This is a genomic window from Bermanella marisrubri (assembly GCF_012295615.1).
GTDB lineage: Bacteria > Pseudomonadota > Gammaproteobacteria > Pseudomonadales > Oceanobacteraceae > Bermanella > Bermanella marisrubri.
On the sequence record NZ_CP051183.1, the window covers coordinates 284782 to 306274 of the forward strand.

Sequence of the window (21493 nt, forward strand, 5' to 3'; positions counted from 1 at the left end):
ATCAAGGGTGCTGGATACACCATAAAAAGAAAAGGGCAGTATAAACTGCCCTTCTTTTATCCACAGCTTAGATGGTGCTGTCGATGAATGCCGTTAGCTGAGACTTAGATAGAGCGCCTACCTTGGTACCTTCAACGTTACCGCCTTTGAAAATCATCAAAGTTGGAATACCGCGAATACCGAATTTTGGTGGAGTCGCTTCATTCTGGTCAATATTCAGTTTGGCTACTTTTAGTTTGCCGTCGTATTCTTCTGCGATTTCTTCCAATACTGGAGCGATCATTTTGCATGGTCCGCACCATTCTGCCCAGTAATCAACTAATACTGGCACGTCAGACTGAAGAACGTCCGCGTCAAATGAATCGTCAGATAGGGTAATAATGTTATCGCTCATAATTCTCACACTTGTGTTATTGGCGTTTGGCTGGATTAGCCGAATCATACCAGAAAACGGTGCCGCTAATCATAGCACTTGCTCAATAGAGGTAAAGAGCCTTCTGGGGCGTGAATACACCGTTTTTCTGGCCAAGAAATGCTGACTAAATCCTGACTTACATGCACAATGGGGCCTTAGAACCCAAACTCAACGGCAGGTTATGGAACAAAGCGTTCAAGCTCAAACTCGATTGGCAGCCATCGATTTAGGCTCAAATAGCTTTCATATGGTGGTGGCTCGTGTAGTGAACGGCCAAATTCAGGTCATCGATAAGCGTGGCGAAAAAGTACAGCTGGCTCAGGGATTAGACCCAAAACAAGGTATTAGCGAAGCAGCGCAAGAGCGTGCATTAGCTTGTTTGGAACGCTTTGGTCAGCATCTGCGGGGAATTCCGCGATCTCATGTCACTGTGTTAGGTACCAATACGTTACGGGCGGCAAAGAACAGCCGCGCGTTCATGCAAAAAGCCAATGAGATGCTAGGTTTTCCCATCGAGGTTATTTCCGGTATCGAGGAAGCTCGCCTTGTCTATTTAGGTGTGGCTCATACCCTAGCCGATGATGAAGGTAAGCGCCTGGTGATTGATATTGGCGGTGGCAGTACAGAATTCATTATTGGTGAGCGTTTCGCGCCTATTGAGCTAGAGAGCTTGCACATGGGTTGCGTGACGTTCTCTGACCGCTATTTCTCCAATGGTGAGCTCACGGAAGATAATTTCCGTCGCGCCATTAACGCTGCGCAAAGCGAGCTATTGAGTATCCAAAGCCGTTACCAGCGATTAGGTTGGCAAAACGTGGTGGGTAGCTCAGGTACCATGCGTGCCACCAGTCGTGTGCTGCAAAACTATGGTCTCACTGATGGTGAAGTGACGTTAGAGGGCTTGATTGGCTTGAAGAAAATTATTCTCAAAGCAAAGCATGTGAATGATTTAAGCCTTCAAGGTATCAACGATCAACGCCTACAAGTGTACCCTGCGGGGCTCGCCATTTTGATCGCTATTTTTCAAAGCTTGCGTATTGAAACACTCACTTATAGCGATGGCGCACTAAGAGAAGGGGCCTTATACGACTTAATTGGTCGCAATACTCACGAAGACGTGCGTGAGAAAACCGTTGATGCCATGCAAGCGCGTTTTGTCGTTGATATCGAGCAGGCAGAAAATGTGAAGACCACGGCCTTAAAGCTTCTTGAACAATGCGCTAAGTCTTGGAAGCTAAACGAACCCGAATACGAAGAGTGGTTGCGCTGGTCAGCGGACTTACACGAAGTGGGATTGGCCATTGCTCACAACTCTTATCATAAGCATGGTGCTTACCTTATACGCTACAGCGATATGCACGGCTTCAGTAATCAAACGCAATATAATATTTCCCTGTTAGTACGCAGTCATCGCCGTAAATTCCCCGTTTCCGACTATGACTACTTACCGAAGCGTGGGCGCAATATTCTTATTCGTATCGCTATTTTGTTGCGTTTAGCAGTGTTGTTACACCATGGTCGTGGTATTGAAGATGTTGTGGAGCCGCAGATCGAGGCGAAAAAATATCAAATCAAACTAACCTTCCCTGAAGGCTATTTAGAAAATCACCCCATGACCAGTTTGGATTTAGACAGCGAAAAACAATATTTAGATGGATTCGGTTATAACTTAATTGTGAACAGTTGATTCAGGTTTTCGATTGTTTTGGTTAAGCGATAAGTTACGTTTTTTCTCTAATCGCGCAAACAGTTCATCTAAATCTGGTTGTGGTTTGGGCAAATTGTAACGTGCAGTATTGGGTCGCGATTGATTGCCGGTTTTCAAGAGAGCACTGACAAATATAGTTTCAATATGATGTTGCTCTAATTGTGGAATTACGTGTTCTAGGTAGCGCAATGTGACGTTATGGGGATGACCAATCGCAATGGCATTGCCATATTCTTTAGCGATGGTGACGGCCAATTTAAACTGTCTGTGTACAGCATCCAGAGTTCTCTCATGATCCAAAAACACATCGCGTTTAGCGCTGGCTAGTCCGTACTGTTGAGCTTGTTCAAAGGCAATGCTATTGGCATGAGTTCGAGAATCCACAAAAAATAACTGTTTCTCTTTTAAGACATCCATGACCCAACCCATTGCATTGGTTGACGTGGTCAAGCGACTACCCATGTGGTTATTGATGCCGCGCACATACGGAATGTTATCAATGGCAAATCGTAGTCGTAATTTAAATAACTTTTCGCCAAGATTCTCGTGTAAGGCACCAGCACCCAGTTCACGATTGTTCATAGTAGCCATGGGGGCGTGCAGCATAACTTCTTTGCCCAAGCGGCCTGCGCGCTCAGCCAGTTGAATACTGTGTTTACGATGAGGCATAACGGCAAAGGTAATGTTGCCCGGAAGTGCGATAGCATCCAAGCCTTTTTGCCAACTATTTCCTATGTCATCAATAATAATGGCCAGTTGCGCTACCGATGGCGAAGAGGCAGACAGTTCGGCATTGGAGAGGCCTTGTGCTTGCACAGGTAATGCAAGCACAAGGCTTAACATGCTAGCTAGGATCGCGGGTATCGCTTTCACTGTCTTTTGATTGACTTTGTGCAAAGCTCAATCCTTTTAATATGGTTAATGCTTGGCTTAACTGGTAGTCACGTTGTAGAGAATCGTCTTTTTTAGCTTGCACTTTTTGTTGTTCGTCCTCTTTGTCATTTTCCAAATGACCTTGTAGATCCACTTCTTTATAGAAACGATTTTCTTTTTGAGCAGTAAATTCACCTTGTTGTACGATAATATCGGGTTCAATCCCTTGTGCTTGAATGGAACGTCCCTTCGGCGTGTAGTAGCGAGCCGTTGTGAGTTTTAATGCATGTTCACTGTCTAGTGGTAATACTGTCTGTACAGAGCCTTTACCAAAGCTCGTAGTACCAATGACCAATGCGCGTTTATGGTCTTGTAAGGCGCCGGCCACAATCTCACTGGCGCTGGCACTTCCGCCGTTGATCAATACGACCACAGGTGCAACGGGTACTTGGGTATCGACCGTTGCATCATAAGTAATATCGGCATTTTCTACGCGGCCTTGAGTGTAAACAATGGTACCTTGCTCAAGAAAGACATCACTTACTGCAACAGCGGCATCTAAAACACCACCTGGATTGTTACGTAAATCGAGAATATAGCCTTTTAGAGGCGTATCACTTTCAAGCCCTAACTTGTTAATGGCGTCGATTAAATCAGCACCGGTATTTTCTTGAAATTGAGTGATACGGATATAACCATAGTCGTCTTCGATTCGTTTATGTTTGATGCTGGTAATTTTTATTTCCGCTCGGGTCAGGGTGATTTCTAATGGTTGGTTTTCCCCTTCGCGCAAAATAGTAAGGATGATATCTGTACCAGGTTCACCGCGCATTCTTTCAATAGCTTGGTTAAGACCAAGTCCTTTCACAGGCACATCATCTAACTTGATAATAAGGTCTCCCGCTTGCACACCAGCCTTTTGTGCGGGTGTATCGTCGATTGGACTAACCACTTTAATGAGACCATCTTGCACGCCCACTTCGATGCCTAGGCCGCCGAACTTACCACTGGTATTGGTGCGCAAATCTTCAAAGTCGTTGGCATTTAAATATGAAGAGTGGGGATCTAATCCGTTGAGCATGCCATGAATGGCGTTTTCTAAAAGTGTTTTATCATCGACTTCTTCTACATAACTTGCACGAATACGCTCAAAGATCTCGGCAAAAGCGCGTAATTCTTGTAAAGGAAGGCGAGAAGGGCTAACAGTGGCTGTGCCTTCCACTGCTTGACTGTCTTTATTTGCCTCTTTATCGGCCGATGCTGGGAGGACAAAGCAAAGCGCTACAAAAGCGATTGCATAACGAATAAACGACATAATACAAATCCATAGGTGTTTGTAACAAGGTTATAACAGATTGAGGAAGAAAGTGAAAAGCTTGGCGTTCCTGAGAACAACCGCTTAAGTATAGACTAGCTTTTTAGCCAACGCCCTGGATTTTGCGGACGACCGCGATGTCGAATTTCGAAATAGAGGGCGGTGTCTTCATATCCACCGCTTTGTCCCATGCGTGCGATGACCTCGCCGGTTTCAACCCAATCACCAACGGCCTTGAGCAAAGATTGATTGCGCGCATAAAGTGACATGTAGCCCTCGCCATGATCGACAATAGTCAACAAACCATAACCCCTTAGCCAGCCACTGAATACAACACGACCATGGTGAACGGCTTTAATATCGCTACCCGTATTGCCCTTATAAAGCCAACCTTGCCATTTTTGCTTGCCGTTTTTTTGCCACATGCCGTACATTTTATTAGGGCGGCTATTAAAAGGATTTGGCAGCTGCCCTTTCAGTTTGGTGAAGGGGCGGCTTTCTTGTTTACGTTCGTATGGGAGAAAAACCTCTTCGACTTTACCCAATAGGTTGATTAGCTTTTGTCGATCTTGTTTTAAGCGCGTCAGCTTTTCACCACTGCCACTGATCTTTTGATTGAGGGTTTTCGCTAGCTTTTGCTGCTCACTGCGTTTGCTTTCCAGTTTTTGTTGCTGCTGCCGAAGTGACGATAAGGTCACTTGCAAATTTTGTTGTTTTGCCTCCACCTGTTCTGCGTTTTTAGCCACTTGCTCTAGCGTATCTCGGTACGAATCAATCTCTTGCTGATGGGCTTGGGTAAAGTAACGCAGTAGATCTAAATTGCGAGTGACTTGTGCTGGGTCTTGCTGATTTAGCAGCATTTTGATTTGCGGCTCTTGGCCCATTTTATAGGTAGCAAGCAAAATATCTCGAAGCACATTTTGTTGTTTTCGTTTATTCTGATCCAGCGTCCTCTGCTGGGCTTGGAGCTTTTTTAGGCGGCTACGTTCCTCCGCTAATTTGCTCTTGAGCGCTTCAACTTGAGCACTGACTTTCGCCACTTCTTCATCGCTTTTACGCAAGCTCTTTACTAATTGCTCGTGCTCGTCTTTGACTTCCGCTAAATAGTCTTGCAGTTCAGTGATGTCACTGCGTAGCTTCTTTAAATGAGTTTCACTTAATTGACGACTATCGTCGTTCGCATTGGCGAGCGACGATAGCAGCAGCGAGCACAGCAGAAGTGTGAGCAGCACAGCGTTATTCATATTTGACAAGTACCTGTCCTGTCATCTCTTCTGGTGCTGTTTCGCCCATCATGGTCAGTAATGTAGGTGCGATGTCGCAGAGGGCGCCACCTTGTTTCAAACTAACTTGCTTACCTTTTTTGCTAACATGGACTAGTGGCACAGGTCCTGTTGTGTGCTGCGTCATGGGACCGCCATTTGCGTCGGTCATTTGTTCACAGTTACCGTGGTCAGCTGTGATTAAGCACTCACCACCGACTTTGATGATGGCATCCGTAACGCGTTTTAGACAGGTGTCTAACGCCTCGCAGGCTTTTACGGCCGCATCCATTACACCGGTATGTCCTACCATGTCGCCATTAGCAAAGTTGCACACAATTAAATCGTACTTTTGATTTTCAATTGCATCCACGAGTTTGTCAGTCACTTCGGGTGCGCTCATTTCAGGTTTTAAGTCGTATGTAGCTACATCAGGACTATTGATTAAGATACGTTCTTCACCTGGATATACAGCTTCTTGACCACCACTAAAGAAGAAGGTGACGTGCGCGTATTTTTCGGTTTCGGCGATACGCAGTTGGGTTTTGCCTAGGTTGGAAACGTATTCACCCAAATCATTTTTCATAGAGGCTGGGGGAAACGCACAGCTGGTTTCGATATCCGCAGCATATTCCGTCATCATGACGTAGTCACTGAGTGTTGGATGTGCTGTACGTGAAAAACCATTAAATTCCTGTTCAACAAAGGCACGGGTAATTTCACGGGCACGGTCTGGACGGAAGTTGGCAAAAATGACACTGTCACCATCATTGATGGTGACGGCATCGCCAATGATAGTGTCTTTTACAAATTCATCATGCTCGTCGCGATCGTATGAGGCTTCTAAGCCTTCAATCGCACTGGCGGCTTGATATTCTGCCTTACCTTGAGTGTACATATCATATGCGCGTTGCACTCGTTCCCAGCGATTGTCGCGGTCCATTGCGTAGTATCGGCCAATTAGGTTAACGATTCTTGCGTCGTCACCCATGTCTAGACCGGCAAGATGCTCAGAGACGGTTTCTAAAAAGGGTTTAGCGCTTTGCGGTGCAACATCGCGACCATCCAAGATAGCGTGAACATATATCTGTTTAGCGCCACGATCTTTGGCCATAGAGGCCAGTGCCATAATGTGATCTTGGTGGCTGTGAACCCCACCTGGGCTAAGTAAGCCCATTAGATGCACAGCTTTGCCCGCTGAAATAGCTTTATCCATGGCTGCGGTCAGTGCTGCATTTTGCTGGAACTCGCCATCGCTGATGGCTTTGTTAATGCGGGTGTAGTTTTGATAAACGATACGCCCAGCACCCAAATTCATATGCCCAACTTCGGAATTACCCATTTGGCCGTCGGGTAAACCCACAGCTGCGCCGGATGTATTAATTTGCACATGGGGATATTCATTTACTAGCCGATTCCAGGTGGGCATATTTGCCGTGGTGATCGCATTGTCTTGGGCGGCATCACGCTCGCCAAAACCATCAAGAATGATCAAAGCTACAGGTTTAGGTTGTGCAGACATATCAACAGCCGAATTCACTTAACGAAATAAGCTCATATGTTACAACTTTGTATTGTTTGACGCCATGGTAAGGGTGGATTAGGCCTGTTGTACCGCGCAAAGTTTAGTATACTGCGCACCTTCGATTTTAAAGGTGTGATATGGAACAGTTATTTGAATTTGTCACCAACCATTGGATGCTGGTCTCAGCACTGGTCGTGCTGCTGATTTTACTGGGCTGGGATAGTGGTCAAAAGTCTGGGCCTAAGGTCACGACTCATGAAGCAACGCGTCTGATTAACCAGCAAAATGCTTTGGTGCTCGATGTTCGTGAAAAGTCGGAATTTAAGAAAGGTCGCATTGTGGACTCTGTTAACATTCCGAATAACCAAGTAGCTGATCGTGTATCTGAACTAGAAAAGCACAAAGATGCCCCCATCATTGTGGTATGCAAGTCTGGTCAAACAGCATCGGCGGCGAGCAAAATACTCAAAGACCAAGGGTTCGACGTGTACCGTCTGGGTGGCGGCATCATGGAGTGGACAAATAACAATCTGCCATTGGTTAAAAGCTAAACTTATAATAATTAGAGAACGATTATGACTGAACAAGCGGCAAACAACGAAGCGAAACAAGGTCAATTTGGTGTGCAGCGTATCTTTGTTAAAGACGCCTCGTTTGAAAGCCCAAATGCACCGGACATCTTCCGCAGTCAGTGGAAGCCTCAAATCAACATGGATTTAAACACCAAGAGTGAAAAGCTAGGTGACGATGTTTATGAGGTTGTATTAACTATTACAGTGACTGCCAAAAACGATGATAAGACTGCGTTCTTGGTAGAAGTACAGCAAGGTGGCATTTTCAAAATTGAAGGTTTAGAGGGCGCGGCGCTGCATCAAACGATTGGTGCATTCTGTCCGAATCTATTATTCCCTTATGCCCGCGAAGCCATTGACAATATGGTCACCAAAGGCAGTTTCCCTGCATTAATGTTGGCACCTGTTAACTTTGATGCGATCTATGCTCAGAGTTTGCAGCGTCAACAACAGCAACAAGCAGAGGGTGAGTCTACGCACTAAGCGTCGTTGAGGCTCTAGTTCAGCCCGTAATTGTTCGGGCTGATACCCATCTCAGAGAATATTTCTTTGAAGTTGTTTAGGTCGTAGTCATTGAAGCCTAAATATTCCAATACATAGTCCCCAATTTCATCCCACTCATGATCCTCATCTTGGTGGCCTAAAATCTTATAGTTACCGCAAATGTGCTCTGCCATTTTTAAGATGCTGAGCAAAGTCGTTTTATCGTTCTCGTTTGGATTATCACGATAGATGCGCTTGCAGTCATGATGCTCAGCAATGATATCGCATAATAACTTAGGCAAATTCCAAGATTTTGCAGTGTAATAGCCGATGACAGCGTGATTCGTTTGCAGTTGTGTGTTCTCGAAATCGATAATGCGATTGTGGCTGCCGCCGTAGCTTTCTTCCATAATCTCCATGTAATTTGGATACCTTGCCATCAGCAGGGGGACGCCACAGTTATGGAATAAGCCAAGAGTGTAAGCATTGTCCGCATGGGGATAACCCACTTGCTTGGCTAGAGTAGCCGAGGTCATGGCCACATCCATGGCGGTATCCCAGAAACGTGTTAACGCGCGGATGGCATCATCACTTAATGAGCTTTTGATGGTGATACCATTGACGATATTCACCACGGAATTCATACCTAGAATTCCCACAGCTTGCTCGATACTGGTGATTTTGTTGGTTAAACCGTAAAACGGACTATTTACTACTTTGAGTACAGTTCCCGCAAGCCCCACATCCTGCTTAATGAGCTCGGCAATGCGATTAATATCGGGGTCTGGCATGACCTGCTCCATTTGCAAGTCCACCATGATTTGAGGCTGAGGAGGTATGCTGATGCCCTGCAATATTTTGTCAATTTGCTCTTGGGATAAGTCCGACACGTGAGTCCGTCCACTGAAATAGCGATAAAAAAAGGATTAACTCATAACAGTTTAGACAAGATTGCCTAGAAACTAGGTATAATTTCATATGATTTTTGTTTCTAATCGTGGCCGCAGTTGTCGGGCCATGTCATACATAAGGTAGTTGCATGTCGCTCGCACCGCTCATTTTAAAACCCAAGCAAGATAAACGTCTGCGTCAGGGGCATATTTGGATCTATAGCAATGAAGTAGATACCAAAGCCACCCCGTTGAAAGGCTTCGAAGCCGGTCAGCAGGTGGAGGTAAAAACCAGCCAAGGCAAAAGCTTAGGTGTTGCTCATATCAATCCCAACAACTTAATTTGTGGTCGCCTGTTGAGTCGCTCATCTAAGCTTTTTGGTCGCGGCAATATGATGAAACGTATTGAGTCTGCGCTAGCCTTACGAGAGGCGTGTTTCACTGATGGCCCTTATTATCGTCTGATTTATGGGGAAAGCGATGGTTTACCTGGCCTAGTCGTTGACCGTTTCGGTGATTACCTTGTAGTGCAAATCAGCACGGCGGGCATGGAAAAAATGAAGTCGCAAATTCAGGGTGCTCTTACAAGAATTTTGGATGTAAAAGGTATTGTTTGGAAAAACGACGGCAAGATGCGTAGTCTAGAAGGTCTGGATGAATATGTTGAATGCGCAGACGACATTCCGCATATGCTGCCACTCATGGAAAACGGTACACGTTTTGAGGCCCCCGTTATTGAAGGGCAAAAGACAGGTTGGTTTTATGATCATCGTTTGAATCGTCAGCGAGTGAATCAGTTGGTGAAAGGTAAGCGGGTGCTGGACATCTGTAGCTATATCGGCGGCTGGGGGGTACAAGCGGCTCATCATGGTGCTGCGGAAGTGGTCTGTGTGGATGCGTCTCAGCAGGCACTGGATTGGGTCAAGCACAATGCTGAACTCAATGGTGTTGCTGAAAAAGTTTCAACCATTAAAGGGGATGCGTTTAAAGTTATGGAGCAACTACAAGAACAGCAAGAGCAGTTTGATGTGGTGATTCTGGACCCACCTGCATTTATACCCAAGCGTAAAGATATAGGTCCAGGCGAGCGTGCCTATGGCAAAATGAACCAATTAGGTATGCGTCTTTTGAAGCATGAGGGGTTTTTAGTTAGTGCTAGCTGTTCTATGCACCTGGATGAGACTCGTTTGGTTTCGCTTTTGAATCAGGCTGGGCGCCATCTTGATCGCCAGGTGCAGATTATCGAGCGAGGATCGCAGGGCCCTGATCATCCAGTGCATCCTGCGATTCCTGAGACACGTTATATTAAAAGCTTATTGTGTCGTGTAAGTTATCGTAGCTAATCGGTTGAAACAGGCAGAGCTTTTAGACGAATGCCTAACGACTCTGCTCCTTGATACATGAGCGTTAATAGTTGCAACGTTTTATCTTTAGGTTCAATCAACACTTGATGACGTTGCACTTGCTCCAATGTTTCCCAATTATTGGGCAATTGTTTCATGTCGTATTTAAGGCGTTCAAATTGCGCTTTTATTTTATCTGCTAGCTCAGCATCTTGCAGGCGGATCTCTTTAATAAATCCGTTTTCAGCCAACAGAATGTTTTCTATACCCGTTAACAGCGCTTGCATGTTGGCCGTATCCTGCTGGGCAAATGGGCTGCGTAGATCATACAGCGGCTTTTGCGTGGCCAAGACTTGAAAGTGTTGCTCTAGTAGATCAGTTTGCAGAGCGTCTACGAGGCCTTGGTAGAGGCTGGCTACATTCGCTGCATGATCTGGCTGGCGCCATTGCTTAGCGTAATAACCATTTGCAGGATCCCAGCGATCAGTCAACGCTTGTAGTTGTTTAACGAGGTCGGCACTTAAAATACGTAAGTAGTCACGACGTCGATTATGGTTTTGCGGACCATTGATAACCGGTTGTGCGTGACGAATATCTTTTATGTCTGAATCGACATGTTCAGCATCGCTATTAATAGCTTGCGTTTCTGCCTGAATTTCTGGCTCTGTAGCGACCACTTCCATACTATTTTCTTGAGGAATAAAGTCTTTTGCACTGCGCTCGCTGTTTTCTGCAAATAGTAAAAATTCCAATGGATGGAACCCAATACTGGCATAACGAGGATCGCTAAAACCGTGCTGATCAACGAGGTTATCCAAGCTAATTTTCAGAGTAAGGTCGTTGACAATACCACTTAGTGGATATTGCGGAAGATAATCGATATAGCCGGGCTCAATGGGCCAGCTATCAATGCGCTGACGGATATCATCGTATGTGCGATTGTTTTCGTAATATTGGGGTTTTTCGAAGCGCGGCACCCTGTGTAAGAAGCTAACTTTCACATAGCCTTCATAGGCTTGTTGCCATGCGTTTTGACTCTGTTCCAAAGAAACAGGGTTGGGGTGGTGTAATAATGAGGTAATCTCGCTATCTAGGGTCTGCGCTTTGTTTAACGCGTCAGAAAGCTGCGTATACACATACAGATTCATGGCAGATAGCAATTGCTCGCTATTCACCTCCGCCTTAGCTTGCACTTTCGGTTGATCTTGGCGTTGGTCTTTGAATTGATCACACGCGGCCAGTACAATCAGGTTGCCAAATAATATCGTGCGAGCTGTTAATCTAGTAATGGATTTCAACGATTAGTCCCTTAGGCTAATGATGGGCCAATTCTTTTCTTGTGCGTGCTGTGTAAGTGTTTCATCTGCATCAACCGCCACAGGATGTTCAACTATCTTCAAAAGTGGTAAGTCGTTGTGACTATCACTATAGAAGTAGCTGCCTTGTAAGCTTAATGCATTTTGCTCAAGCCATTCAGTTAAACGCTTCACTTTTCCTTCTTGAAAGCTAGGTATACCTGCCACGCGACCAGTATATTCGCCGTTTTTAAACTCAGGTTCTGTGGCGATAATATGATCGACGCCTAGCTCTTGTGCAATGGGTTCTGTAACAAACAGGTTAGTGGCAGTAATAATCAGCAAATAATCCCCTTGAGCACGATGTTTTGCTAATAAATCTCGAGATTTTTGCGTGATGATAGGTAGGATTTTTTCTTTAACGAACTGTTCGCGCAGCTTATGTAAGGTATCTAAGCTGTACTCAGTCAGCGGCGTTAGCGAGAAACTAAGGTACTCTAGAATATCCAGTTCACCGGACTGATATTGCTCGAAGTAGTAATCGTTCTTTTCTTGATAAACCTTGGCGTCTACAAGCCCTTGCTCAACTAAGAACTCTCCCCAGCCGTGGTCGCTATCCCCCGCGATCAGAGTATTGTCTAAGTCAAAAATTGCCAGTGCCATGAAGTACCCTACTGAAAATTACGATTATTGAGTTTCTGTGCCGAAAACTAAGACCTACACTGATATAAGTGTGCCAAAAACTCATACAGAAAGATGAATTTGGCGCCCATTTTAGCTACTTGGCATTAGTCTGTCTTCATTATTGTCGGTTTGCCGTGTGAAACTCGGCAGATATATTCAAATGGAATAAAAAAAGACTGGTATCTAGGGGCAATGTTTTAATAGTATGGAAGCAATACTGACTTTTAATGTGGAATAAACAGTGATAGATGCGGATGGATACCGTCCTAATGTAGGCATCATACTGGTGAATGATAAGGCTCAAGTGCTATGGGCTAGGCGAATCGGTCAAGATGCATGGCAATTTCCACAGGGTGGCATTAATGATAACGAAAGTGCCGAAGCTGCCATGTATCGCGAGCTAAGAGAAGAAATTGGGCTGTTGCCCGATGACGTGCAGATCTTAGGCTGTACCCGTGGTTGGTTACGGTACCGCTTGCCCAAGCGTATGGTTCGCCATAACAACAAACCAGTGTGTGTGGGACAAAAACAAAAATGGTTTTTGCTTAAACTCATAAGCAGCGATAAACGCATCAGCTTTGAGTTCGGACATAAACCGGAATTCGATGATTGGCGCTGGGTAAGTTATTGGTATCCACTGGGTCAAGTGGTGCCATTCAAGCGCGACGTTTATAGGCGAGCCATGCGCGAATTAGCGCCCAAACTTTTTCATTTACAGGCGAATAAAGCATGCTGAATGTTTTGCGACAGATTGTTCAAGAGGTCAATGGTGCGGAGGATTTAGATTCTGCACTTACCTTATTGGTCAATCGAGTGCAATCAGCTATGCAGACGCAAGTGTGCTCTGTCTACGTCTTGGATAAACCCAATAAGCGCTACGTTTTACGTGCGACAAAAGGTTTAAATCCAGTGGCGGTCGGGAAAGTCAGTCTTGCCATTGGTGAAGGTCTAGTTGGTTTAGTTGCGGCTAGAGAAGAACCGATTAATTTAGATGATGCCTCGAGTCATCCTAAGTATCGCTATCTTAGTGAAACCGGCGAGGAAAAGTTTAATAGCTTTCTAGGTGTGCCGATTATCCACCAAAAGCAAATATTAGGTGTCCTTGTCGTTCAGCAAAGTGAAGCACGTCGTTTTGATGAGAGCGAAGAAGCCTTCATGGTGACCATGTCTGCACAGTTGGCGGCCGTGCTGGCCCATGCTGAAGCAACGGGACAAGTGCTGGAACGCCAAGTCGACAGTAAACCAAAAAAAGTTAAGCAAGATGTTCAAGTAAAAGGTTCCGCTGCTGCACCTGGGATTGCAATCGGCCAAGTAGTTGTCATGTCGCCGAGCGCTAATCTGAATGATGTACCGGATAAGGTAGCATCCGATGTTGAATCGGAAGTATTGCGTTTCAATGCGGCTATTGAAGCCGCGCGAGAACAAATCAAGCAAGTAGGTCGTGCGCTTAAAGATTTGCGCCCTGAAGAGCAAGCTTTATTCGATGTCTACATCCGTATGCTAGACGATGATGCGCTGGGTAACGAAGTCATCAACCGTATTCGTAATAACGGGCAGTGGGCACAAGGGGCTCTGCGCGATGTTATTTTAGAATACGTGCATCATTTTGATCGCATGGACGATGCTTATTTGCGCGAACGTGCGACAGACATCAAAGATTTAGGCGCCCGAGTTTTAGCTCAGTTGCAAGACACCATTTCTCTTACGAATCACGATAGCTTTCCCAACGACTGTGTTTTGGTGAGTGAAGAGTTAACTCCCTCTATGCTGGGAGAAATCCCCGAACACAAAATGGTTGCCTTGGTTAGTGCTAAAGGCAGTCCCAATTCCCATGTGGCGATTTTAGCGCGTGCTATGGGTATACCCACTGTGATGGGAGCCGCTGACTTACCTGTAAAGCAAATGGATGGCGTGGACATGGTAGTCGATGGCTATCGAGGTCGTTTATATATTCACCCATCAAAAAATATTCGTCAGCAATTTAAAGAAATTGTTGAAGAAGAAAAGCAAATGGTCCAGGGCTTAGAAGCGATTAGAGACCTCCCTGCAGTGACAACTGATAATCATCGCATAAAGCTTTGTGTCAATACCGGTTTGGTGACGGACGCATTGCGTTCTTTAAATCAAGGGGCTGAAGGCGTGGGCCTATATCGCACTGAAGTGCCATTCATGATGCGCGAACGATTCCCATCAGAAAAAGAGCAAGAAGAAATATATCGTAAACAATTAGAAACCTTTGCGCCGCAACCAGTGACTATGCGCACGCTGGATATTGGTGGTGATAAATCTTTGACCTATTTTCCGATCGAAGAAGACAATCCATTCTTGGGCTGGCGTGGGATTCGCGTCACGCTCGATCACCCAGAAATTTTCTTATTACAAGTCCGGGCCATGATGAAGGCAAGTGTAGGTCTGAATAATTTACGCATTATGTTGCCTATGATCACATCAGTGGCGGAAGTAGAGGAAGCATTACACCTCATCTATCGTGCTCATCAAGAGCTGGTAGATGAAGGCATTAATGTCGTTATGCCTGAAGTCGGCGTAATGATTGAAGTGCCAGCGGCAGTGTATCAAGCTAAGACTCTTGCAGGTATGGTGGACTTTTTATCTGTGGGTAGTAATGACTTAACCCAATATTTGTTGGCAGTGGATCGTAATAATCCTCGTGTATCTGAATTGTATACAGGCTTACATCCATCCGTTTTGATCGCATTACAGAGCGTGGTAGAAGCAGGAAAAAGCCAGAATTGTCAGATCTCTGTTTGTGGTGAGTTAGCTGGCACCCCAGCAGGTGCCATTTTATTAATGGCCATGGGCTATGACATGCTTTCTATGAATGCAGCCAATCTACCGCGTGTTAAGTCGGTCATTCGCAGCATTAGTTTTGATTTTGCCAAAGATCTATTGGATACTGTTATGACTATGGACAACGGCCAAATTATAGCAAGTGAAATTGAACTCGCTCTTAGCCGCCTTGGCCAAGGTCGTGTATTTGGTCCGGTCAGTACAGAGCCACAAGCCTGATTCAAATTTGTCCGTGTCGTATTTAAAACGGCACGGCTACAGACATGTAGGTTTTATTCTTTTCAGTTACTCGCTCGTCATCATTGAATACACTTTCGATTTTCAAACGAATAGAAAATTTATGGAAGAATAGTGTATCTAACTCTACGCTGACTGCCGTTTGCCGTAAATTAATATCGCCAAAGTTCACAAAGCCGGATCGATCAGAGACATAGCTGATAACATCACTGAGATCGTAATAACGGTAGCTCAGTGTCAACGCTTGCCGGCGTATGGAAATTGGAAACCAAAACCCATAATAAGCACCATTAAATACTTTACTAATATTGAATTCCGCTTTGCCTGCTTTTGATGCTACGGCATCCTCATACAAAGATGGCATGTAAAAACCGCTAGGATCATTGCCGAAAAAGGCAACGCTTTTTGATAGCAAAATACCTTCTTGATAATATCCATTAACGTCACCATCGAAATGTGAATATTGGACTTTAGCATTGGCATAGGTTTGCCACAGACCTGATGTATACACGCCCATTTGACCGCCAAGAATATTTTGTTGACGATCACGAACGCCATAGACTTTACTTTCAATACCTTTATTTAAAAACATGCTCGTACCAAAAGCTTGTACGTTATTGGCGCTTAACGAAAAACTAAGAGGTTCTTTTTCAATATTTTTATAGTCTTGAAAATAGCCACTGCGTCCATAAATATCCCAGTGACCTTGCTTTATAAGCGGATATCTGAGATCCAAGCCTAATCCAAAGTCACGCGTCTCAAAGAGTGGGTTGTTGTTTTCGATTTCTTCTAATCCGTTCTCTGCGATACCGTAAGCTTGTAATCCATACATCAAACGGTGCTGGTTGTTCGCGTAACTAATGCCGACCTGTGTGGTCAGATCAGCATCTCTTTGAGCAAATAGACTTAGGTTGTGATAGGTTAGTGGATCAGAAAAATTAAATGCAGCTGTGTACAGCGTATTATCTTCGTCGTCTTTCTGTGTAAAAAAGGACCCGGCAGCGTAACGTATGCTATTGGCAAAACCATAGTGTGTATCGCTATCTATGGCTACAGGCGCTGTATCGGTTAAATCTACATCAGGCTCGACGCTATTGGTGTCCCAAAAATAATTTACAATAAACGGACTTGTCTTCTTTGCTTTTAAATCGGTAATAGCGAAATAGTACTCATCGGCATTTACAGCTGTGACAATCACTTGATTGTCATTTAATAACTTGGCTGACAATACGTTATCTGCATCTATGACTTTTTCGATACCTGCTTTGCCGTAACGATAGAGGCTGCTGCCTAAAGCCGAGTTAGCAATAAAGTATATGTTGCCGCGTTCATCAACATCGCTAACGATGCTATAGAACCCAGGAAAAGCAATGAGCGCTTTTCGATTACGATAAAGTATTCGTTGATCGTCAACTTGCTTAAAATAGAAAAGATCATTTTCCTGAACCAGGACGCTAGAGTGAACTTCATCGTAAAACTCGTCGTTGATATAGAGTTGAGGGCTGCGATAGGACTCGCTGGTTTTAAAGTAGGCGACAGAACCATTCTTCAAGTAACCCTGAACGATTTTTCCAGAACTACCTTGCAGGATGTAACCATCTTCATCGAATAATCCTTGGCTAATTTTCTCTGCCGATGTGTGACGACTATCAATGGAATAATATCGGTTATCGATAGAGAAAATACGACTACCATTTAAATTACTCTTCTTTCGAAGTAGTACATCATTAAGCGCATTGTATTCATTTAAAATAGGCTGACGATTGCCGGATTCATTACTAACGAAAACAAGGAACTCATTAGTTTTACTAATATCGCTGTAAAACTGTGAGCGGGCAATTATTTCTCCCTTAACCATCCTAAAATTATCACTTATATTTTCCGATTGTAATTTCCATTGTGAGAACAATGTGTCGAAGTCCCAACCAAACGTTCTTCGACTTGGTGTGTTGATGGTGAAAGGGAAATACCAATTTTTAGAGCGTTGCCAGAAATAGTTGTTGACGGGAAATAGATTATACTTTTCTGCTAAGAATGCTTGATAGAAACCACCAAAAATATAATGCCCTTCGCCATAAGGGAAATTTAAAGTATTGTTATATAAGCGTGATTTGGTTAGATAGCCCGCTTGAGCATGAGCATGATACATTGCCCTATAGCGGCCACTATAGAGCCTACCACCTTCACCATGCCAAGATTCATTTAATACGGCATTGCCCTCCAAAATAAAGCTGGATTCGAATGCATTGGGCGTCGCAAAAATTGGAAATAAAAACATACCATTGCGGGCAATTGTGTGTACGCCTCTGGAAACAGGACTTGCTTTGGCATTGGTTTGATAGTTATGCGCTGTTTCGTGTATCAATAGCGTGTCTAACCAAGATGGAGAGGCAAAGTAATCAATACTCTGTGCTCCGCCCATATAGTTTATTTGGCGGTTATTTGGATATTGCGTAGAAAAACCATTTGCGATTTGATTTTGCTCCGAAATTAGCCCAACGCTAAGCTTACTATCTAGCGAGTAACCAAAGGTTTGATCGTAGAGTGGCAATAATTTTTTCTCAAAACCCAGAGTGTACTCTGCGAACTTTTTATTGCCTTTTGTATAAATGAGCTCACTTCTTTCAGAGTTTTTAATGAAATAAGGTTGATCATTTGGCACTACTGCATTGTTCGGCGCTACTAATTCTTGAGCGCTTACGAGAAAAGGGAAACACAAGGCGAATAAGGTCGTACCGCGCATAACAAGTCCTTTTTTACGCTGGAGTAGTTAAAAGTCACCCCAACGGCTTTGCAAAATAGTAATTGCTGTCAGAGCAGCGGTTTCTGTACGTAGTACGCGTGGCCCGATAAGCTGGCTTTGAAAACCTTGTTGTTGCGCGAGTTTTACTTCTCCTTCACTAAATCCGCCTTCAGGCCCTACTGCAATGGCTACAGATTTTGGTGCAACCTTGGATTGTAATGGTTCGGCGCCAGGGTCCAGCAGCCATTTTACATCCGTCTCCATATTGGCCAACCAGTCTTCGATTTTAATGGTAGGATGAAGATGAGGAATAACGTCGCGGCCGCTTTGTTCGCAGGCACTTATAATAATCCCGAGCCATTGCTTATGCTTTTTCTCTAGACGTTCTTGGTTCAGTTTTACATCACAGTGTTCGCTCCATAATGGAGTGATGTCAGTAACGCCTAACTCAACCGCCTTTTGAATGGTGAACTCCATTTTGTCACCCTTGCTCATGACTTGACCAAGATGAATGGATAACGGTGATTCAGTACTGGATGCATGGCTTTCGCCTAAGCGAACTTGCACTTTTTTTCGATCAGCGTGGACGATGGTGGCATCAAAATAGCGATGGCCTGAACCATTAAATACTTTTAATTGACGTCCTGCTTCCATGCGTAAGACTTTGCCTACGTGATGGGCAGATGCATCGTCTAAATCAATTAAGTTATGTTCGCCCAATGGCTGGGGCGTATATATTCGCGGGATTCGCATTATTAAATTTCTATCGTGAATGGGAACCGTCACAGAATGGCGCGTTCTCTGTGTCTTTACAGGCACATAAGAAACGCGTCTGGTCTTTGTCTACTGTAAATGGTCGTGGTTCATACGGTGTGCCTTTGTGGCTGCCGTCGCAAAAAGGCTGAGCTTTGCTGCGACCACATTCACACCAGTAGTAGGTTTTTCCCGCTTCTAATTCAACTCGAATAGGTTGACGCATGGTTTACCAAAGACCTAAATTTTTCCAGATATTAATGCACGGATCCGCTTGGTTTAGCGTATAAAAGTGTAATCCAGGCACATCGTTCTCGACCAAGTCTTCACACATTTGTGTAACCACTTCTTCACCGAATTTTTGAATGCTTTCTACGTCATCACCATAAGCTTCTAGTTGCTTGCGAATCCAACGTGGGATTTCGGCACCGCAAGCATCGCTGAAGCGTGCTAATTTGGAATAATTAGTGATGGGCATAATGCCTGGCACAATCGGAATCTCAATGCCCATTTCCATGCAGCGATCGACATAATAAAAATAGCTGTCAGGATTGAAGAAATATTGTGTGATGGCGCTATCGGCACCGGCTTCTACTTTGCGTTTAAAATTCTCAAGATCCGCTTCGAAGTTGGGGGCTTGAGGATGCATTTCCGGGTAAGCGGCCACTTCAAGATGGAATTGATCACCATGTTCTTGTTTGATTAACTCAACTAATTCATTGGCGTATTTGAGTTCGCCACTGCTCACGGCCATACCTGATGGTAAGTCGCCACGCAATGCCACAATACGTTCAACCTTATTATCGGCATACGTCGATAAAAGTTGTTTAATTTCGTCTTTGCTTTGCCCGATACAAGATAGGTGCGGCGCAGTACCAACACCCATGCCGTTCATTTTGGTGACCACATCCATAGTATGGTCGCGAGTGGAACCACCGGCACCAAACGTCACAGAGAAAAAGTCCGGCTTAAGTTCGGCCAGTTTGTCGCGCGTGGCATATAGTTTTTTGGTGCCTTCTTCCGTTTTAGTTGGGAAGAATTCAAAGCTTAAGCGGAAGTGTTCCATAGTTTTCTCGGTAAATAATCTTGGCAAAATCAGTCTAGGACAGCGCTAAATATAGAATACAGCAATAATGTTGCCGGGCCAAAGCCCGGCGACTTATTGTTAGTATTTATACGCTTCAGGCTTGTAAGGACCATCAACATCTACGTGGATGTAATCGGCTTGTTCTTTGGTGAGCTTGGTAATCACACCGCCAAAGCCTTCTACCATGTCCTTAGCCACTTCCTCGTCAAGTTTCTTAGGCAGTACTTTAACGTATAGGCTTTCTTTCTTCTCTTCTTCCATTAGGTCGGCAAACTTGCGCTCATACAAGTAGATTTGAGCCAGTACTTGGTTGGCAAACGAGCCATCCATGATGCGACTTGGGTGGCCAGTAGCATTACCCAGGTTCACCAGACGACCTTCGGAAAGTAGGATCAAGTAATCGTTATCGGCTTTATTGCGATGCACTAGGTGAACTTGTGGTTTAACTTCTTCCCACTCCCAGTTTTCACGCATGTAAGCAGTATCGATTTCATTGTCAAAGTGACCAATGTTACACACAACCGCACCAGGTTTAAGCGCTTGCAGCATGAACTTGTCACATACATTGACGTTACCTGTGGTCGTCACGATTAAATCAGTGTTACCTAGAAGTGCTTTGTTGATACCATCAAGCGTCCCTTTGTTAACGCCATCAATGAACGGTGAAACGACTTCAAAGCCATCCATGCACGCTTGCATAGCACAAATAGGATCCACTTCAGTTACTTTAACGATCATGCCTTCTTGACGAAGAGACGCGGCCGAACCTTTACCTACATCACCATAACCAATAACCAGTGCCTTTTTACCGCTCAACAGGTGGTCGGTGGCACGTTTGATAGCATCATTAAGAGAATGACGGCAGCCGTACTTGTTGTCGTTTTTCGATTTCGTTACGGCATCGTTTACATTGATGGCAGGAACTTTAAGTTCGCCTTTGTTTAACATGTCGAGTAGACGGTGAACACCTGTGGTGGTTTCTTCAGAAATACCGTGGATCTTCTTGATGAGATCAGGGAACTTGCTGTGAACCATTTCTGTTAGGTCACCGCCGTCATCAAGAATCATGTTGGCATCCCAAACTTCATCACTGCCTTTTTCCGCACGAATGGTTTGCTCAATGCACCATAGAAACTCTTCTTCGGTTTCGCCTTTCCAAGCGAAAACAGGAATGCCTGCCGCCGCAATTGCAGCTGCCGCATGATCTTGCGTTGAGAAGATGTTACAAGATGACCAGCGCACGTCGGCACCAAGTTCAACTAGGGTTTCAATTAATACTGCCGTTTGGATGGTCATATGGATGCAACCCATGATCTTTGCACCAGCCAAAGGCTTGCTTTCGCTGTACTTGCGACGCAGCGCCATTAACGCAGGCATTTCGCTTTCAGCGATTTGGATTTCTTTGCGACCGTAATCAGCTAGACTAATATCGGCAACTTTGTAGTCAGTGAATGACATAATAATTCCTCGTCGTTGGCGCCATTTAAAAAAGGCGCACAG

19 protein-coding genes are annotated in these 21493 nt (G+C 44.7%); 6 read left to right on the plus strand and 13 right to left on the minus strand.

All coding sequences use genetic code 11. The annotated features are described in order from the left end of the window. Positions 1–67: 67 nt before the first annotated feature. A complete protein-coding gene (gene trxA / locus HF888_RS01270; RefSeq protein WP_007017995.1) occupies positions 68–394 on the minus strand; it encodes a thioredoxin TrxA in 327 nt (108 codons plus the stop codon). Between the two features lie 202 nt (positions 395–596). On the opposite strand from trxA, the gene ppx reads away from it, so the two are divergent. Continuing rightward, a complete protein-coding gene (gene ppx, locus HF888_RS01275; RefSeq protein WP_007017994.1) occupies positions 597–2102 on the plus strand; it encodes an exopolyphosphatase in 1506 nt (501 codons plus the stop codon). On the opposite strand, the gene HF888_RS01280 is transcribed toward ppx, so the two are convergent. The 4 genes from HF888_RS01280 to gpmI form a co-directional block, all read right to left on the minus strand. Continuing rightward, entirely contained in the window at positions 2085–3020 is a 936-nt protein-coding gene (locus tag HF888_RS01280) for a divergent polysaccharide deacetylase family protein (RefSeq protein WP_133308473.1), read from the minus strand. The two genes, ppx and HF888_RS01280, sit on opposite strands and share 18 nt — an antisense overlap. Continuing rightward, positions 2968–4311 carry a S41 family peptidase gene (locus tag HF888_RS01285; RefSeq protein WP_007017992.1) on the minus strand — a complete coding sequence of 448 codons (1344 nt, stop codon included), beginning with the start codon at positions 4309–4311 and terminating at the stop codon, positions 2968–2970. Before HF888_RS01285 ends, HF888_RS01280 begins: the two co-directional genes overlap by 53 nt. A gap of 95 nt (positions 4312–4406) precedes the next feature. Beyond that, positions 4407–5555, minus strand: a complete 1149-nt coding sequence (locus HF888_RS01290; protein WP_007017991.1) for a murein hydrolase activator EnvC family protein — start codon at positions 5553–5555, stop codon at positions 4407–4409. Further along, positions 5548–7095, minus strand: a complete 1548-nt coding sequence (gene gpmI / locus HF888_RS01295) for a 2,3-bisphosphoglycerate-independent phosphoglycerate mutase (RefSeq protein WP_007017990.1) — start codon at positions 7093–7095, stop codon at positions 5548–5550. Before gpmI ends, HF888_RS01290 begins: the two co-directional genes overlap by 8 nt. 140 nt (positions 7096–7235) lie before the next feature. Between gpmI and HF888_RS01300 the strand changes: the two genes are divergently transcribed. After that, positions 7236–7649, plus strand: coding sequence for a rhodanese-like domain-containing protein (locus HF888_RS01300; RefSeq protein WP_007017989.1), 414 nt, complete (start codon positions 7236–7238; stop codon positions 7647–7649). A 24-nt stretch (positions 7650–7673) separates the two neighbouring features. Beyond that, positions 7674–8153 carry a protein-export chaperone SecB gene (gene secB / locus HF888_RS01305; protein ID WP_007017988.1) on the plus strand — a complete coding sequence of 160 codons (480 nt, stop codon included), beginning with the start codon at positions 7674–7676 and terminating at the stop codon, positions 8151–8153. Positions 8154–8167: 14 nt separating this feature from the next. On the opposite strand, the gene HF888_RS01310 is transcribed toward secB, so the two are convergent. Next, a complete protein-coding gene (locus HF888_RS01310; RefSeq protein ID WP_007017987.1) occupies positions 8168–9043 on the minus strand; it encodes an HDOD domain-containing protein in 876 nt (291 codons plus the stop codon). Between the two features lie 149 nt (positions 9044–9192). On the opposite strand from HF888_RS01310, the gene HF888_RS01315 reads away from it, so the two are divergent. After that, on the plus strand, positions 9193–10386 hold the full coding sequence (locus HF888_RS01315) for a class I SAM-dependent rRNA methyltransferase (protein WP_007017986.1): 1194 nt from the start codon (positions 9193–9195) through the stop codon (positions 10384–10386). Here the strand turns inward: HF888_RS01315 and HF888_RS01320 are convergent. Next, positions 10383–11684, minus strand: coding sequence for an imelysin family protein (locus HF888_RS01320; RefSeq protein ID WP_007017985.1), 1302 nt, complete (start codon positions 11682–11684; stop codon positions 10383–10385). The two genes, HF888_RS01315 and HF888_RS01320, sit on opposite strands and share 4 nt — an antisense overlap. 3 nt (positions 11685–11687) lie before the next feature. Then, a complete protein-coding gene (locus tag HF888_RS01325) occupies positions 11688–12344 on the minus strand; it encodes a histidinol-phosphatase (RefSeq protein WP_007017984.1) in 657 nt (218 codons plus the stop codon). A 262-nt stretch (positions 12345–12606) separates the two neighbouring features. Between HF888_RS01325 and rppH the strand changes: the two genes are divergently transcribed. Then, the gene (gene rppH, locus HF888_RS01330; protein WP_168367024.1) at positions 12607–13101 is read left to right on the plus strand and encodes an RNA pyrophosphohydrolase; all 495 of its coding nucleotides are present in this window, start codon (positions 12607–12609) and stop codon (positions 13099–13101) included. After that, positions 13095–15392, plus strand: coding sequence for a phosphoenolpyruvate--protein phosphotransferase (ptsP, locus tag HF888_RS01335; protein WP_168367025.1), 2298 nt, complete (start codon positions 13095–13097; stop codon positions 15390–15392). The genes rppH and ptsP overlap by 7 nt, the downstream gene beginning before the upstream one ends. Before the next feature lie 22 nt (positions 15393–15414). On the opposite strand, the gene HF888_RS01340 is transcribed toward ptsP, so the two are convergent. The 5 genes from HF888_RS01340 to ahcY form a co-directional block, all read right to left on the minus strand. Then, a complete protein-coding gene (locus HF888_RS01340; protein ID WP_007017979.1) occupies positions 15415–18153 on the minus strand; it encodes a hypothetical protein in 2739 nt (912 codons plus the stop codon). Between the two features lie 27 nt (positions 18154–18180). After that, on the minus strand, positions 18181–18906 hold the full coding sequence (locus tag HF888_RS01345; protein WP_007017978.1) for a 16S rRNA (uracil(1498)-N(3))-methyltransferase: 726 nt from the start codon (positions 18904–18906) through the stop codon (positions 18181–18183). A gap of 10 nt (positions 18907–18916) precedes the next feature. Beyond that, a complete protein-coding gene (locus HF888_RS01350) occupies positions 18917–19132 on the minus strand; it encodes a CDGSH iron-sulfur domain-containing protein (protein WP_007017977.1) in 216 nt (71 codons plus the stop codon). A gap of 3 nt (positions 19133–19135) precedes the next feature. Then, complete coding sequence (metF, locus tag HF888_RS01355; RefSeq protein WP_007017976.1) at positions 19136–19972, minus strand: methylenetetrahydrofolate reductase [NAD(P)H]; 837 nt, start codon at positions 19970–19972, stop codon at positions 19136–19138. Between the two features lie 99 nt (positions 19973–20071). Then, positions 20072–21451, minus strand: a complete 1380-nt coding sequence (gene ahcY, locus HF888_RS01360) for an adenosylhomocysteinase (protein WP_007017975.1) — start codon at positions 21449–21451, stop codon at positions 20072–20074. Positions 21452–21493: the final 42 nt, after the last annotated feature.